Origin of the sequence: Paenibacillus contaminans, from assembly GCF_003285015.1 — a bacterium.
In the GTDB taxonomy this organism is placed as follows: Bacteria; Bacillota; Bacilli; order Paenibacillales; family NBRC-103111; genus Paenibacillus_V; species Paenibacillus_V contaminans.
In genome coordinates, this window is sequence record NZ_QMFB01000035.1 from 1 (window position 1) to 16,280 (window position 16,280).

A 16,280-nucleotide genomic window follows, 5' to 3' on the forward strand; every position below is an offset into this window, starting at 1 on the left:
TATACAGAGGGTGCTCGTACTATTCAAAGCCGAAATCTTAGCACCTACAGGAATGCTAATAGTGAGGTAAACGAAATTGATAGTAACGTTTGCCTCACTATTTGGCGAAAAGAAGCGTTTTACCGGTGGAATAGTGAGGACAGCCTCATGAACAATAAGGTTTTCTCCACTAATCGCACGGTTCGTGCATAACCATTACGAGTTCCGTGTTTTTCTTTCATAACCAGGTTATCAATCCCTAGTTTTAGACTTGATGGAGTATTAGTTTAGTTCGATAGGTGAAAAAAACCGCCCGGAAAGCGCCGGACGGCTAGGTGGCGGAGGACAAAGAATGAGTTCTAATGCCATCCCCTTCTTCCTTCTTGTTCATGTTTACTGCTTACTTTACTGCTCTCCATTACTCCTCTTTACAACCCATCGTAACTGCTCATCTTTATTGATCATCTTTATTGATCATCTTTATTGATCATCTTTACCGCTCATCTTTACCGCTCACCTTTGCTGCTCTCCATTACTCCTCTTTACTACCCATCGTAACTGCTCATCTTTTCTGCACCTGTCGCATCTTTGCTATTGCCCGCTTGCAGCTACACTACCTGTAATTACTCGATCACATCAAATTGCAGAGTCACCATTTGCCAAGGCTTTACGTTCACCGTAATGCGGCGATTGTCCACGTCCACCGTTACAGCAGACGCTTCCGCTTCGTTCCCGAGCAGATCCACGATTCTCGCACCGCCGAACCGGAAGCCGGGCGTTACGGTTACCGCCGAGCCGAAACCTCCCGCTTCGTAGAAGCGAAGCAAAATCTTGTCTTCCTCTTTGTAGCATGCGGTTACGACGACATTGCCGGCATCGATCTGCATAAGCGACAGCTCCGACGGCAGCCGATGAGCGGATTCGGCGTTGTATTTAACCGCCGTTTCAACCGGTACCGCCTTCTCCTTGGCGTACTTGGCCATATCGGCGTATTCTCCGTCCCGTTCGGGCAAATTCAAATAATACCGGTAATTCGTAACTCCCTTGCCTTCTATGGACGGGTGCGTCCGGTTGAACCAGCGCTCAACCTTCCCGGCCAAAGGCATCGAGCGGTTTAAAACAAGCGACACGACATCATTGCTCCGGTCATGCCGGTAATAAATGGAGCAGTTCCCGGAGACGATTGCGGCAGGCTTCCCGGCATGCCGGTAAGACGCCCAGCTTTTCGCATAAAACTGGCCTTCCCAGCCCCGCTCGAATCCGTTGTAATTGACGGAGCTTTCAGGAGAGCTTGCATAGTTTTCATCCGTCAGGTTCCGTTCCTCTACGCCGTACGGAATGTCGGCATGCAGCGGAGTATCCGGGTCGGCCGGGAAATCGACGGCAAAATATCCTTCCTCTCCGGCGCTGTCCAGCTGCAGGTCGAAGCCGATGGCGCGCTCTCCCTTAAGCAGGACGATGTCCTGCGTGAACGTGCTGCCGCCGACCGTTCCGCTTACGCGATATATCCACCGCAGCGGGCCGTTCTCAGCCAGCTCCCATTTCACGGGCTTCATCGCTTGCTCGTTGACCGCCGCCCACGAAGACAGCCAAGATATTTCACGGTCGGTTTGTACGAACTTCAAACAGCCGATTCCGGACGTATCATCAAGGCCTTCTTCATATAATTTGTGATCCGATGCGGATACACGGATTTTGGCGATTTTGCCTCTGTCAAAAACAACCTCAAGGACCCCATTGTCGACGATCGTCCGCAGACCGCTACCGCTCTCCGGCTCGCCATCGCCCTCCACCATGCCGCCTAGTATACTGGCCGTCCGTTTCGCCAAAAGGTCGATAAATTCGGCCTTCACCCGTTCGGCCAGCACCGTCCCGTCGCTTACGGCGGTTATGACGGCGCAGCCTAGCGCGGGAACTTCGATTTCCGCCGTGACATCGACCGCGGTGTAGCGATAGCCGACATACCGTTCGGATTCGCATATGTCTACGATCTGATACGGGATGCGCCTGCCCTGCCCGTCCACAAGCTCGAAGCCGTCGAGCCCGGATGGGTTCGCGATATGCAGCTGCACGATTTCCTTGCGCACCCAGCCGAGACTGTTGAAGACCGCGTGCTGGATGCCGTCGGCAGCGGGCAGCTTTGCGGCGATCTCCCCGCATAGTCGTTTAATCAAAGCGTTAGCCGTCAATTTAGCGCTAACCGCAGTTGCGTATAAATCCTCAAAATCTTCCCGAAACACGTATTCGATCGCGTGCCCCGCAATTTCGAACAGCTTGCCCCAAAGCTCCGCTAAAGCCTCATACGGATATGCCGTTCCCGTGCTGGAAGCGAGCACCGCCAAGCTTTCCGCTTTGACGATTTGCCGGTCGAGCTCCTGCCGCATTCTCCACATCGAGTGGCCTCCCCGGAGCGGAGCGTTGTACGAAAGCTCAACCGGATCAAGCACCCCTTGCCATACGGGCAGCGGTGACTTCTCCAGCTTTTCAAAATATGCCTTCGGCGTTGAAAAAAGCAGCTTCGTCTCCTCGCGCCGGTTCCACTCCTCAACGAATGCGGGCAGTTGGAGCGGCTCGTCGTACAAATTGCGCATGGGCCTGCAATCGTCGCAGCCGTAGTTCAACCAAACGATGTCCGCGGCCAGCAATTCGTCGACCTTCTCGCGCAGCTCCTCCCGGGAAAACTGCTCTTTGATCCGCTCCCAGTCGCCTTCGTAGTCGCCGTTGACATATTTCGCTTCGACAAATCCGCCGTACGTGCCTCTCGAAACGAGGATGCGGGAGCCGTCCAACCCTTCCCAGACGAATTGCCGCGGCACCTTTTTTATATCGAGCGCTTCCTCGGGTCTTTGAAACCGGTAGTACCGATGCCCGCCCAGCCGCAAAATTTGCGGGAGCTGGCTATGTCCGCAACCGACGTCGGCGTTCAGGAAAAAATCGATGTCGTCCGTGCCGAACAGCGATTGAAAAAAACGTTTGCCCGCAACCATATTCCGCACATACGTTTCTTCCCCTACATACGTAGGCCGCACTAAGCTGGCCCCGCCGTTCGCAATGGCGATCCTCCCCTCCTTCACCCTACGCTTCAGCTCCTCCGTCCTCTCCGGGCAATGCTCCAAAAACGGAAGAAGGCTATGAAACACGTTATCGATCGTCCATGTAAACGTCTCATTTTCGTTCATCACGTCCAACAATTCGCTAAAGCATTGAATGTATCTGCGAATATGCCATTGTCTGGAATACGTCCAGGCAAAATCATGATGCGAATACGGCATGATATGAATTTCCTTCACCTTGCTGATATCCGGAACACGTTCGTGCATGTCCTTCCCCCTCATACTCCGCTCTGAATGTGCTTCCTCACTTCCTTGCGTACCAGTCGTTCACCTCCTTCGTCATCTGCTCGCCTCCCAGCTTGCTCCAATCGGCCGCAAACTCGTCGAAAAGGCTGAGCGGCGCGCCCATGATGACCTTGGTCATCATTTCGGTTTCCATTTTGTTCAAAATCGCTCCCTTCTGCACCATCGTCGGCGTCATCGTGCCGTTAAACTGATCGGGCATAAACTGATTATTGTTCACGTAGTTGGAAATGATTTCGCCGGAGCCGCCGATATCGTTCCGCGAAGCGTAAAACCACAGCTTCTGGTCGCCCGCTTTGTATGCCTGGATCATGTCGTACACCTGACGCTCTTCGGGCGTCAGCTTGCCCAGCTGCCCGGCGTCCGCCCGCTTCCCGCTTTTCAGGAGCGGCTCCAGATGAAGGGAAATTTCCATGTTTTTAAAAGGCTTATACAGTTTGATCGGAGCTGCCGTCCAGTACCCCACCTTCGTGTCCGTGTTGAACTTGTCGTACACCTCGTCGTTTTTGTTTTCGTAAAAAAGCTTTAGCCACAAATCGGCCAGCTTATAGATGGCCTCCGGATGCGTCACTCCTTTTTTGACGACCCAGTATCCGTAGGTGATGTTGAGCGGATGCTGCAGCAAAGGAAGCTTGCCGTCGCTCGAAGGCACAGGGTAAGGAAGCCATTTGACGCCCGGGGTAAAATGGGACAACGCATACCCCCCGGTCATCGTGCCGAAATAGATGCCGAGCTGATTCCGCCCCACGCTTTCTTCGATTTTGAGCATATCCTTCACACCGAACTCCTTGTCGATTTGCCCGGCCTTGTAAAGCTCCTGCAGCTTGGCGAGCACCTGCTTCACTTCCGGCTGCACGCTGCCGTAAACAAGCTTGCCGTCCCGGTCCTTAATCCAGTTTCCTCTATAGGCATGATAGCCGTTGAATATCGCGGTGAGCATATATAAATTTTTGTCGAGCGGCAATCCGAACGTATCCTGCTTTCCATTGCCGTCAGGATCCATGGTTGAGAACGCTTCCGAAATCGCGAACAGATCGTTCATCGTTTTCGGCTCCGGCATGTTCAGCCTCTTCATCCAATCTTCGCGGATCCATAGGACGGGAACGTTCTCCTTCTCCGTCCCCGTGAAAGGCAGCCCCATCAGGCGGCCGTTAATCGTCGCGGATTCCAGCACCTCCTGCCCGGCGCTTTCGACGACATCCTTGACGCTTCGGGGCGCGTGCCGCTCGTAGACATCCGTCAAGTCCTCGATCATGCCCGCTTTCGTCAGCTGGACGAGCTGCGTCGGCGTCACCAGCACGATATCCGGTATATCGCCGGAGGCGATCATCATATTCACCTTTTGCTCCAATTGATCGGTCGGCGCTTCCCACAGCGTTCTCAAAATAATCCCGTATTGCTCTCTAATGTAATTGACCCAGCGGTTGTCGTTCATATCCTCCCCTTCGGAAAATTTCGGGGCCCCGTACATAAAATTGACCATGCTCAGCTCGAGCGGCGGATCGTACTTCCCCTCCACGGGCTCCAGCCCCAATTCGGACGGACTGATACTCGGCACATTCCCTTTGCCGTCCTCTTTCGTTCCGCCTCCATTCGAGGAACTCCCGTCCGACATACAGCCTGAAAGAGCCGCTGCAGCAGCCGTAACCGCTACAAGCGCCATTAGCCCCGACCGCCTCATTCCGTTCCAAAGCTTCGTGATCACTCGCGCCTTCCCCCTTTGGAATCATGGTTCCGCGCACACTTCCATGACTCGAATGTAAGTCCTCCGCCCCGGCAAAGACAGCCCCGATTTCGGTTAAAATGGCCCATATCGGCCGCAACGCCGAAATTGCATACATTCCCTTAAATTGAATATGCCGGATTCTTGGTGCGTGACGGCCCCTGTGCTACAATGAGGATAATTTTTCGGAAGCTTCCGTTACATTAATCTTGTCAGAGGTGAGAAAATGCCGACGAGAAAGCCTTTCCCCTTCAAAAGAAATTCCCTCTTCATCAAGCTGTTAGGCGGCTTTGTCGGTCTTACTGCGCTGCTTCTGTCCTTCAACTTTTTCACCTTCGCCTTCTTCAGCGACAATCTCGAAAAGGAAATCATCCGCAACAACAGATCCAACTTGTCCAATGCCGTCGAGCGGTTCGAGAACCATTTTCAAATCATTCAGAATACGGTCGTCCATCTTTACTTCAGCGATAAAGTCGCTTTGCTGAACGAGACGGGAAATTCCCTCCAAATCGATCCCGTCAATCAGGTCGTCGACGAGATCAAGACGATTACGAACAACGATTTTTTGTTCCTCGACAACATCATTTTACAGTTTCATAAAAACGATTTCACCATCGATAAAGCCGGTCCCAGCCAAACCGATCTGATATTCACCGAGCATTACATCAGCAAAGAATACGCAGTTCCCTTCTGGCGCGAGCAATTGGACCAATCCTATAAAATGAAGCTGTTCCCGCAAGCGGACTTCAGCGACAAAAAGAAAATTACGAACCGGACTCTTCTTCCTTTCATCATTAAAAATAAAGCGATCGATCAATTTTATATCGCAGCCATGCTGAATGCCGAAAAAATGTTCGCCGCCTTCTACAATTCGAATCAGACGAATTTTTATATGTTTGACGAGGAAGGCCGGCAGTTGTACCGTTCTTCCGCGGAACCGCCCGGGACCGGGCTTGCGGCCGATTTTGCAAGCGGGTTTACCGACGCCCAGGACTATGTGAAGCGAGACGATTATTACCTCTTCCATAAAAGAGGGACGCTGACCGGAACGACCTATGTGAGCGTCGTGCCGAACACGATTATCGCGGGCGAAATGTCGCGGTTTAACATGGTGCTGTTTTCGATGTCCGTGGTGGCCGTTACGTTAAGCGTTTTCATCTCGGTCGTCCTGAGCATCAAATTCAACAATCCGATTAAGCAAATCATGAACGCCATTCAAAAGCACAGCACGAACAGTCCGCTGCAAAGCAAAATCGACGAATATCAATACATCTACGACAACGTCAACCGGTTCATGCAGGCCAAAAAGGACATCGACGGCGACCTGAAGCGGAACCTTACGCAGCTGCGCTATTTCCGCTATATGCGCAAAGCCAAAAGCATTTACAGCGGGGACAGCGGGCTGCCGGACGATGATAAGCCGTTTTACTTGGCCGTTTTTCATCTGACCGCAACGGAGCGGTTCGGCATGCTGGCGGAGAAGGAACGGGACAGAGCGATGTCTTACATCCGCGAATATATTCATATCGCACTCTCCGAAAGGTTCGACGATCCGGTAACGCTGCAAATCGAGAAGGACCAAATATTGTCACTCATTTTCTGCGAGCAAGAATCGGCCGATCTCCTCCCCATGCTGGACCGGCTGAAGCTCGTCTTCGATCAGGATAAGGATTTTTGCTATTTTACGATAGCCGTGAAGCCCGTTCTGCGCAGCCCCTCCGACTTTACGGCCGCATATGAGGAAACGCTGGAGATGGTGAACCGGCGCAAGCTGGGCTCCGAAACGCAAATCATTGTCGAAATGCCCTCCGAGCCGCTTGTGGCCGGGTTTACTCCCGCACAGGAGCAGGAGTTTCTCGCCTATTTGCAGGCCGGGCAGGAGACGAACGCCGTCTCCGTCGTTACGCGGCAGCTTTATCGGATGGAGAACATGGACACGACCGCCCAGCAGTACGCCGACTTCGTCAAAGAAATCGTGGCGAAAACGATCAAAACGATGCTGACGATGAACCTCGATATAAGCTCCGTGCTGGATGCGGAATCGCCTTACCGGAAAATCAAGGAATGCGTCTGCCTGCAAAACTACGTCGAGCTGTGCGAGCGCTTTTTGTCCGAAGCCATTCGGATGATCGTGGAGAAGAAGGAAGGAACCGATCCGATCAAGCATCTGTTGATGAAATACGTCAGCGAGCATTACGACAAGGATATTTCTCTGGAAATGGTAGCGGATGAGCTTGGGGTATCGATCCATTACGTCTCGAAATATTTCAAGGAGAAAACGGGAATGAATTTCCTCGATTACGTTGCGGAGCTTCGCCTGCGCAAAGCGAAGGAGCTGCTGCTGAGCACGAAGCATAAAATTCAGGACATTGCCGAGCAGGTCGGCTATTACCAGGTGAACTCGTTCATCCGCATGTTCCGGAAAGCGACCGGCCTCTCGCCCGGCGAATACCGGAGACAACGCGGCGGGGAGGACATGGGCTCCGGCTCGCCGATGGAGAATGCGGAATGAAGGTTCGCTCCAATGCCGCTGATGACTTATGCCCTGGAGAAATAGTTAGGAAAAGTTGACTGTTCATGAGGCAAACTTCACTATTTCTCGCCGAAAACCCGTGTTCCGGCGAGTTAATGAGGCAAATGCAACTAATAGTGAGGCAAACGAAATGAATAGTTGCGTTTGCCTCACGAACGGGCGAGAACGAGCGTTTTACCGGTGAAATAATGCGGAAAGCCTCATTAACAGTGAGGTTTCCTACATTAGGCGCACGGTTCATGCATAACTATTACGATTTCCGTGTTTACTATCGTAACCGTGTCTTCAGCAATCCTTGGAGTTAGACTTGATTGCGTAGTAGCCTTTCCAAACGCGGGTCCGCGGGAAAATATCAAAACACCGTCCGGCTCCAGTCTTTCAGCTTGGCGAGCGCTTCGACGTAATAGTAGTCGCCATAAATAAGGCCGACGTTTACGTTCTGACCCGCGGGCTTATTGCCTGTCCCTTCGCGCAGCAGCTCCTGCCCGCCGGCTTCACCCAGCGAAGCGTAACGCTCCGTCAGCGAAGCGAGAATACGCAGCGCCGCATTGCGGTAAAAGCCCGCTTCCGCCGCAGGCACCAGCTTCGCCAGCTCCAGCAGCCCGGAAGCGGCGCAAGAGGCCGCCGACGTGTCGCGCGGCTCCGAAGAGGCGCCGCCGCCGGTGCGGAAATCCCACAGCGGCACATGATCCGGTTCGAGCGAGGCGAGGAAGTAATGCGCGACCCGTTTCGCGGCGTTTAAATACCGCGCCTCGCCCGTGAACCGGTGCGTGTTCGCCATGCCGTACAGCGCCCACGCCTGGCCGCGGCTCCAGCCGGAATCCGGCCCGAAGCCTTGTCCGCCGAGCGCCTCCAGAAACTCGCCGGTCTCCGGGTCGAAGCTGACGATATGCCTGACTGAGCCGTCCTCGCGGATAAAATGCCGCAGCACCGTGCCCGCATGGGCGCAAGCGATATGCCGGAAGCGCGGGTCCGCGATTTCTTCGGCCGCCCAGAACAACAGCGACAAATTCATACTGCAGTCGATGATCGCCCAGCCGGTTTTGTCCTGATTCCAAGCGCGCAGGAAGCTTCCCGCGATGTTGAAGCGTCCCGCAAGGAAGTTTGCGGCCTGCAGCCCTCTGCGCCTCCCGTCGGCATCGCCGGTAATCCTATATTTCAGAACGGCCGTAGGCAGAAATTGAAAGCCTACGTCATGATGCAAATTCGACTCCCGCACGAGGCACTGCTCGATTCGCGCATCCCACTCCCATGCCTGGTCGCGGAACGCTACGTCGCCGGTCATATCGTACATGATCCAGAGGATGCCCGGCCAAAAGCCCGACGTCCACCAGTCGACCCGCATATCGTCATATACGCCGTCTTTGGCGACGTGCGGCGATTTGTCCCCGATTTGTCCGGCCATGCGCCGCACCTTTCGTTCGACATCCGCCCATGTGTTGTCCAAGCTCGCCATAAACCTAGCTTCCACCGAATTGAAAGCGCTGTCTTTAGCGTTGAAAAAATCGGATTGACTGCTCATCGTTCCAGCCCCCTTCGCTATATCTATCTCGCAGATTCACGCCTTACAAAAGAAGAACAAACCCGCGAAACCAACCCCCCCGCCCAGCAGCGGCAAAAAAGGCCTGCCGGTAAATCCCGAAGAAGCTGCAGCCCTCGAATGAGGCCGCTTCTTCCCGCTCCTTCGGAATCGAGCCGACAAAACGCTTCGGCAGCGATTTGCAGAGCGATCGCTTTTGTCCCCGCCGCAGCTCACCCGGTAATTTCAGCTCTCAGCTCTTCCCTAGCGCCTTCACCGCTTCAAGCACCTGATCGACATGGCCCTTGATTCTCACTTTGCGCCACTCGCGAACAAGCTTGCCTTCCGCATCGATCAGGAACGTCGACCGCTCGACGCCCATATATTCGCGGCCGTACAGCTTTTTGAGCGCCCAAACGCCGTACAGCTTGCATATCTCAAGCTCCGTATCGGCCAGCAGCGGGAACGGCAGCTCGTACTGCTCGATAAACTTCGCATGCCGCTTCAGATCGTCCGGGCTGATCCCAAGCACGACCGCTCCGGCGCGTTTCAGCTTGCCGTTATAGTCGCGGAAATCGCAGGATTCCTGCGTACAGGTCGGCGTCATGTCCTGCGGATAAAAGTAAAGCACGACCTTTTTGCCGCGCAGCTTGCTAAGCTTTATTTTTTTGCCGGTGGAAGCCGGAAGCTCGAAATCGGGAGCAAGCTCTCCGAGCACGGGTATCGTGCGTTCTTCGCCGCCGGACGTTTCGGTTATTTCAGTCATGAAGCATCTTCCTTTCCAATCCTCATTCCATTATTATACCGCAACCGCCATGGACAGCAAACGAAACGGACGGGTATAGTGGTGTTAATACAGCACTTTCGCAAGGGGGACCCGCCATGTTATGGAGTACGGTGTTCGGGAAGGAATATGAGAAGAAGAAAGGCTTGGCCAAAGACGATCTGCATCGCTTCCTTAGCGAGTGGAATTCGCCGATGACCGCAAAAGAAATCGCGGAGATTACGGAACGGCAGCGGAATCCTTTTCCCGTCACGGATCCTCTATATAGTCAGTATCGGCCCTTCGATCCCGCCAGGTGGACCATCCCGAATCAAAAGCTGCCTAACAGCTATATCGAGTTTCTCGGGTATTCGAACGGCGGAGAATTCGGAAACGGAGACAGGTATTTTCAGTTTTTCGAGGCGGCTGAGCTTAGGAAGATGAACCTGGCGTACGAATTTCCGCAGTATATGAGCGGAGCGGTTTCTTTCGGCATGGACGGCTGCGGCAATCATTATATTTTCGATATGCGGGAAGCGTTGAGGGATGGCGAGTACCCGATTGTTGCGGCCCACTCCGGCAATTTGGGTTACGAGGACTGCAGGAAGGTCGCGGATTCCTTCGCGGAGCTTTGCTTGGGGACCACATCGCTGGATGACGAGCTGAATAAATAGCGGTTCGATGTCGCTTGAGCGTACGATTAAGCGAGCTGCCAAAATTGCATTAACCGAAGCGGCAGCCAGAGAATTCCCCGTTGAACCCGGCGTTTGGTTCGTCTACAATCAAGCTAGCTGTTACACTATACAAATAAGGCAGGTGTCCCGCTCATGGCAAGAACGAGATTGGAGCATGTCGGCGTCATGGTGCAAAATTTGGAGGCGTCCATCAAGTTTTACGAGGAAATTGTCGGTCTTACGCACAAGGATACGCTGCTTCATACGAACGGCGTCATACGTCTGGCTTTCCTCGGCTTCGGCAAAGAAGGCGAGACGGAGCTCGAGCTGATCGAAGGCTATAACGCCGGTCTTCCGCAGGAAGGCAAAGTGCATCATCTGGCGTTCCGCATCGACGATGTCGAGGAGGAATTCGCCCGCATCCGCTCGCTGGACGTGCAGCTCATCGATCAGGAAATAACGACGCTGCCTAACGGGTCGCGCTACTTCTTTTTCCACGGCCCTGACGGGGAATGGATCGAGTTTTTCCAATCGACGCGATGAAAATATTCGGCTCGACCGGCATGTGCCGGGCGAGCCTTTTTCTTAGCGGCACCGGTGCCCCGGCTGTACTTCGCTGCCCGCGTCCGGCCTACACCTCCGCTCCCTCGAAAAACATGTCCTCGGCAACAGCTAACGGCATAATCGCAAGGCCGAGCTGACTCTCCAGCCACCGCCAGGCTTCCATACAATCTTCCGTCCCGTCAAGCAGCGGCACAAAGCCGAAATCAAGGTACATCTTGATCGCTCTCCAGCTATCCGTCTGTGAGGTCAGCATCGCTTTTCCGTGCTTCGCGGCAAGCACTCGCAGCGCGGCGGCGACGAGCGGTCTCGCAAGCTTGCGCCCCTGTTCCTTCGGAACGATGCCCACCCAATGCAGACGGCCGAAGCATTCGCCGGCGATCGTTTTGTACCAGGCAGTAGCGGTGCCGATCGGCTCGCCCTCCCCGTTCTCGATGAAGATACACCGCTCGCGCATATCGTCGATCGACGCCCCGAATTCATCGCGGAACCGGTTCATAGCATCATCGACGGACGCAAATTCGCCCGCCTCCGTTTCGATGCGCGCCCAATTCGCTTCATCGCCGGGCATAAACAGCCGAAGCCGGTAACCGGCAGGCAGCTCGTCAGCTCTCTCATACGACTGCAGTTCGGTCAATATCCGCCCTTTCTTTTCAAGTAGCGTATCGTTATCCGCAGCTCTCTGCAGTTCGGTCAGACCCTCCCTTCCCTTTTCAGACAGCGTATCGTTCCCCTCATTCGCCTGCGGTTCAGACAAGCTCCGCATTCCTTGCAGCTTCGAGGAACCCTTGCCTAGCCGCAACTCGGTCAGGAACGACCGCCCCATTTTGATCGAAATGTTCGTCGCCATATTCATCATCCTCACTGTTTATTGTCCAAGGGAAATAGCCGCTTCCGCTCCATCCCGCGGTATTCTCTCGGCGTCATGCCCGTTTTGCTTTTGAACAGCCGGTTGAAAAATTTAATGTCCTGGTAGCCGACCTGTTGTGCGATCGCCGCGATTTTGTCCGTTGTCGTTCGCAGCAGATTGCAGCTTGCTTCAACGCGCATTTTATGAACGTAGTCCGTGTAGCTCATCCCCGTCCTCATCGCAAAACGGCGCCTGAACTGGCGCTCGCTCAATCCGGACTCTGCGGCAAGCTGAGCTACGGTCGGCGTTTCGTCCGGACGTCCTCTCATCCGTGCGATGGCGCGATCAAGCGGATCGGCCGCAGGCTCTTTCAGGCTTGGCGAGAAATCGTCGCCCGGCAGCGCTTCCTCCCCCTGATGCGAATGCTGCAATCGGTTTATATGAACGAGCAGCCGCAGCGCCTCGGCCTGAAGCAGCGGATAGAAATCCGTTCCCTTCCGCGCGTATTCATCCATCAGCGTATTGAACAGCAGCTGAAACGTACCGTCCCGGTCCTTAAGATGCAGCCAGGGCTGCTCCGGATACTCGGCTGCGAGCATCCTCGACAGGCGCTCTCCGAGCGGGAACGCCTTCACAAGCTGCCTGAGGAAAGCTTCGCCCATCAAGCAATTGTATACGATCAGACGATTGCGGTCCTTCTGCGGCGAGGCGGGTCGAAAAACGTGGGAGGCGCCGATCGGCAAATAAAAAAGATCGCCCTTCACCACAGGAATCGTCCGCCCTTCGATGTACTGAAAGCCCGCCCCTTCGCTGACATAATTGATTTCGACAAAAGCGTGATTATGCAACTCGAGGACGAACGTTTCCCGCACCCGATTGACGTAGATGGGGAGCTCCGGCGTTAAGTAATTGCTTCCGTCGTCCGTTTTGACGATTCGTTTGGCTTTCAGCCGTACCGCCTCCCGTCGCGGTTCCTCCGAATTTGTCGGAAAAGCCGCAGTGTTAAAAATGTCCGAATTAACCCCATTTTATAGCCGAATCAACCCTAAAAACAACCGCTTTCGGGTATTAAAATAAAGCTGTCTTTTCGGTGACGCATACGCCACACCATTACCGATCGGGAAAAATGTCTGGAACAATATAAACACGGAGGTCGATTTGCAATGACGGAGCAAGCGGCGTGGAAAGCGCAATGGATATGGGGAAGCGGCGTTGAAAGCCCAAGGAACGAATGGCGCTGTTTCCGCAAAACGTTTACGTATGACGCGAATGAAAGACAAAAAGGCTGCTCCATCCGGATAACGGCCGATTCCCGTTACGTTCTGTACGTAAACGGCAAGCAAGTCGGACGCGGACCCGTAAGATCGTGGCCGTTCGAGCTCAAATACGACGAATATGAAATCGGTCATTTGCTGAAGCCGGGCGAAACGAATACCGTCGCCGTGTTAGTTTTGCATTTCGGGGTTTCCAACTTCTATTATTTGCGCGGGCGCGGCGGGCTTGTAGCGGAGCTCGAAACGGCTGCCGCAGACGGCGTGAAAACAACTTTGCTCGCAACAGACGAAACCTGGAAAACCGCCGTTCACGCCGGACATGAGGCAAGCTCTTCCCGTATGTCGTGCCAGCAAGCTTTTACCGAAATAACCGATGCGCGAGCTTGGGACGAAGGTTGGATGGCCACCGGCTATGACGATGCAAGCTGGAAAAATGCCGCCGTCATCGGCCCTGTCGGGATGGAGCCGTGGGTACGGCTCGTTGAACGCGACATTCCCCATTTGACCGAGGAGCCGACATATCCTGTACGCGTCGAAGCTTTGAGCGCCGTTACGCCCGCGTCTTGGCTCGCCGCCCTCGACTTGCGCTCCCAATTTGTGCCGAATAGCGCCGACCACGCGAACAATGTATCGTTCAGCGGTTATTTGGCGGCCGTCATCCGCATTAACAAGCCGGCCCGGGCAACTATCGGAATTACCGATGATGGCCGTATTTTCGGGCCGTGCAGCATAAATGGGACTTGGTATGAAGCGGACTCGTTTACCGGAGATTTGCCGGAGCGCTACTTGACCGTGGAGCTGCGGCAAGGGGACAACTTTTTCATGATGGACGTTACCGGCACCAGCCATGGACATGCCTTCCATATCGGTTTCGACAGCGAGGAGACGTTCGAAGTCGTATCCCCGCTTGGAGACGGACAAGCAACTCCGTTCGTGACCGTCGGTCCGTTCGATACGGCCGAGCATATCGACCACCAGGCCCCTACGCATCTGAAGCGCGATCATCCGGACTACATTCGGGCCAAAAGCTTGGCCGATGCCGCCGGCTTGAGCGAATTTGCGGAATGGGTCAAGCCTTTCCCGGCCGAATACTTCAATGCTCAAGACGCGTTCGGAGCATTCGTCTGGAAAAAGTCGGAACCTCAGGTTGTCCCCCACAATCTGCAAAATATGGTCATCGCGAGCTGCGATCCGTCGGTCATCCCGTTATATTCCGGCCGGGATACCGAGATGATCGTCGACTTCGGCCGCGAGCTTTCCGGTTACCTATCGTTTGAATTGGAGGCAGCCGCAGGTACGATCGTCGATTTTTACGGCTACGAGTATATGCGCGACGGCTGGATCCAGCATACGTACCAGCTCGACAATACGCTTCGCTACACGAGCCGCGAAGGGCGTCAAGCCTATACGTCCTTCGTCCGCAGAGGGCTGCGCTATTTGATGATCGCGATTCGCGGCGCGGCTTCGCCGGTAAAGCTTTACGAGGTTAAGCTTTTGCAAAGCAATTTCCCGATTGCGGAAATCGGGCGCTTCCAATGCTCCGACCCGATGCTGAACGATATTTGGCAAATCAGCCGCCATACGACCCGCCTTTGCATGGAAGATACGTTCGTCGATTGCCCGGCATTCGAGCAAACGTTCTGGGTTGGGGACGCGCGCAACGAAGCGCTGATCGGCTATTATATGTTCGGCGCTTCCGAGATCGTCGAGCGGTGCCTGCGGCTGGTCCCGGGCTCCAAGTTCCAGACTCCGCTTTATGCCGATCAGGTACCGAGCGGCTGGAGCAGCGTCATTCCGAATTGGACGTTCTTCTGGGTTACCGCCTGCGCCGAATATTACAAGTATAAAGGCAGCCGCACCTTCGCGGAGGAAATGTGGCCGCAGGCGGAACAAACGCTCGACCGTTATATGCAAAATCTCGACGAGCGCGGTCTGCTGAATATGCGAGGCTGGAATTTGCTTGACTGGGCGCCGTTCGAGCAGCCTAACGCGGGCATCGTCACGCCGCAGAACATGTTTATGACGAAAGCGCTCCGCGATGCGGCCGGGCTTGCCGCCGTCGCCGGGGACGACGCGAAGAGCCGGACGTATATCGCCTATGCAGATCGTTTGCGGGAAGCAATCAATATGCATTTGTGGGATGAAAGCCGCCAAGCGTACATCGATTGTTTACATGAAGACGGACGGCCATCCGCTACGACCAGTATGCAGACGCAGGTAGTCGCAAGTCTTTGCGGTATTGCGGAGGGCGAGCGCGCAGAGACGATCGAGCGTTATTTGACGGAGCCGCCTGCCGCGTTCGTGCAAATCGGAAGTCCGTTCATGTCGTTCTTTTATCATGAAGCGCTTGTGAAGCTGGGCCGCTTCGACGTCTTGCTTGAAGATATAAGAACCAATTACGGCGCTATGGTCGAAAACGATGCCACCACCTGCTGGGAGATGTACCCCGACCCGGTTAACCGACCGAAAATGCCGACGCGCAGCCACTGCCACGCCTGGTCCGCCGGCCCCGCATATTTCCTCGGCGCTTATACGCTGGGCGTTCGCGGCGCCGATCCCGGCTGGTCGAAGGTCATCGTCGAGCCTCAGCCGGCCGGCCTGACCTGGGCCCGCGGCACCGTGCCGCTGCCGGACGGCGGCAGCATCGCCGTTTCATGGCGGCTCGACGAAGCCGCCCGCCGCATCCGGCTGCGGATCGAAGCCCCGCGCGGCCTGGAGCTGCTTATTCAGCCTCCGGACGGCTATGAGGCGGAGACGGAGGTTGTGCGGCTGGGCTGACCGGGTTTTCGCGCCGGACTCCTGCTCCGTCAAACTTCCGGTTTTGCGCCTCTTGCTTTCACCTGGTTTTACTTGCAACGGGGGCTGACCCAAAAGTCGCTTTCGGAATTTTCGGCCCCAGCTTCATACGCGATCTTGTTTAACAAAAGAACCTTCAATTCCACTTACATAGTGGTTTTGAAGGTTCTTTTTGCATCATTTATGGGATCCGCTCACTTTAGCTTACCCTTTTCGGACAACCCCTTTGCTTTAGAACTCCCCGTCAAATCA

The 16,280-nt window shown here is 54.7% G+C and carries 10 protein-coding genes; 4 read left to right on the plus strand and 6 right to left on the minus strand.

Going from position 1 to position 16,280, the window contains the following annotated elements:
* Positions 1 to 602: 602 nt before the first annotated feature.
* Both DQG23_RS35365 and DQG23_RS35370 read right to left on the minus strand, forming a co-directional pair.
* Positions 603 to 3,299 carry a glycoside hydrolase family 38 N-terminal domain-containing protein gene (locus DQG23_RS35365; protein ID WP_158560868.1) on the minus strand — a complete coding sequence of 899 codons (2,697 nt, stop codon included), beginning with the start codon at positions 3,297 to 3,299 and terminating at the stop codon, positions 603 to 605.
* A 37-nt stretch (positions 3,300 to 3,336) separates the two neighbouring features.
* Positions 3,337 to 5,040, minus strand: a complete 1,704-nt coding sequence (locus tag DQG23_RS35370; protein WP_113035767.1) for an extracellular solute-binding protein — start codon at positions 5,038 to 5,040, stop codon at positions 3,337 to 3,339.
* Positions 5,041 to 5,284: 244 nt separating this feature from the next.
* On the opposite strand from DQG23_RS35370, the gene DQG23_RS35375 reads away from it, so the two are divergent.
* Complete coding sequence (locus DQG23_RS35375; RefSeq protein WP_113035768.1) at positions 5,285 to 7,570, plus strand: helix-turn-helix domain-containing protein; 2,286 nt, start codon at positions 5,285 to 5,287, stop codon at positions 7,568 to 7,570.
* A 373-nt stretch (positions 7,571 to 7,943) separates the two neighbouring features.
* Here DQG23_RS35375 and DQG23_RS35380 read toward each other — a convergent pair whose 3' ends face one another.
* Entirely contained in the window at positions 7,944 to 9,047 is a 1,104-nt protein-coding gene (locus DQG23_RS35380) for a glycoside hydrolase family 88 protein (RefSeq protein ID WP_113035820.1), read from the minus strand.
* 316 nt (positions 9,048 to 9,363) lie between these two features.
* Positions 9,364 to 9,876 (minus strand): thioredoxin-dependent thiol peroxidase, encoded by a 513-nt coding sequence (gene bcp / locus DQG23_RS35385; RefSeq protein ID WP_113035769.1) that lies wholly within the window; start codon positions 9,874 to 9,876, stop codon positions 9,364 to 9,366.
* Positions 9,877 to 9,992: 116 nt separating this feature from the next.
* On the opposite strand from bcp, the gene DQG23_RS35390 reads away from it, so the two are divergent.
* Both DQG23_RS35390 and DQG23_RS35395 read left to right on the plus strand, forming a co-directional pair.
* A complete protein-coding gene (locus DQG23_RS35390; RefSeq protein WP_113035770.1) occupies positions 9,993 to 10,547 on the plus strand; it encodes an SMI1/KNR4 family protein in 555 nt (184 codons plus the stop codon).
* A 153-nt stretch (positions 10,548 to 10,700) separates the two neighbouring features.
* On the plus strand, positions 10,701 to 11,090 hold the full coding sequence (locus DQG23_RS35395; protein WP_113035771.1) for a VOC family protein: 390 nt from the start codon (positions 10,701 to 10,703) through the stop codon (positions 11,088 to 11,090).
* An 88-nt stretch (positions 11,091 to 11,178) separates the two neighbouring features.
* On the opposite strand, the gene DQG23_RS35400 is transcribed toward DQG23_RS35395, so the two are convergent.
* Together DQG23_RS35400 and DQG23_RS35405 are read right to left on the minus strand one after the other, a co-directional pair.
* A complete protein-coding gene (locus tag DQG23_RS35400; protein ID WP_238178187.1) occupies positions 11,179 to 11,958 on the minus strand; it encodes a GNAT family N-acetyltransferase in 780 nt (259 codons plus the stop codon).
* Between the two features lie 11 nt (positions 11,959 to 11,969).
* Positions 11,970 to 12,806 carry a helix-turn-helix domain-containing protein gene (locus DQG23_RS35405; protein ID WP_146762447.1) on the minus strand — a complete coding sequence of 279 codons (837 nt, stop codon included), beginning with the start codon at positions 12,804 to 12,806 and terminating at the stop codon, positions 11,970 to 11,972.
* Positions 12,807 to 13,121: 315 nt separating this feature from the next.
* Between DQG23_RS35405 and DQG23_RS35410 the strand changes: the two genes are divergently transcribed.
* Positions 13,122 to 16,010 (plus strand): family 78 glycoside hydrolase catalytic domain, encoded by a 2,889-nt coding sequence (locus DQG23_RS35410; RefSeq protein ID WP_113035773.1) that lies wholly within the window; start codon positions 13,122 to 13,124, stop codon positions 16,008 to 16,010.
* Positions 16,011 to 16,280: the final 270 nt, after the last annotated feature.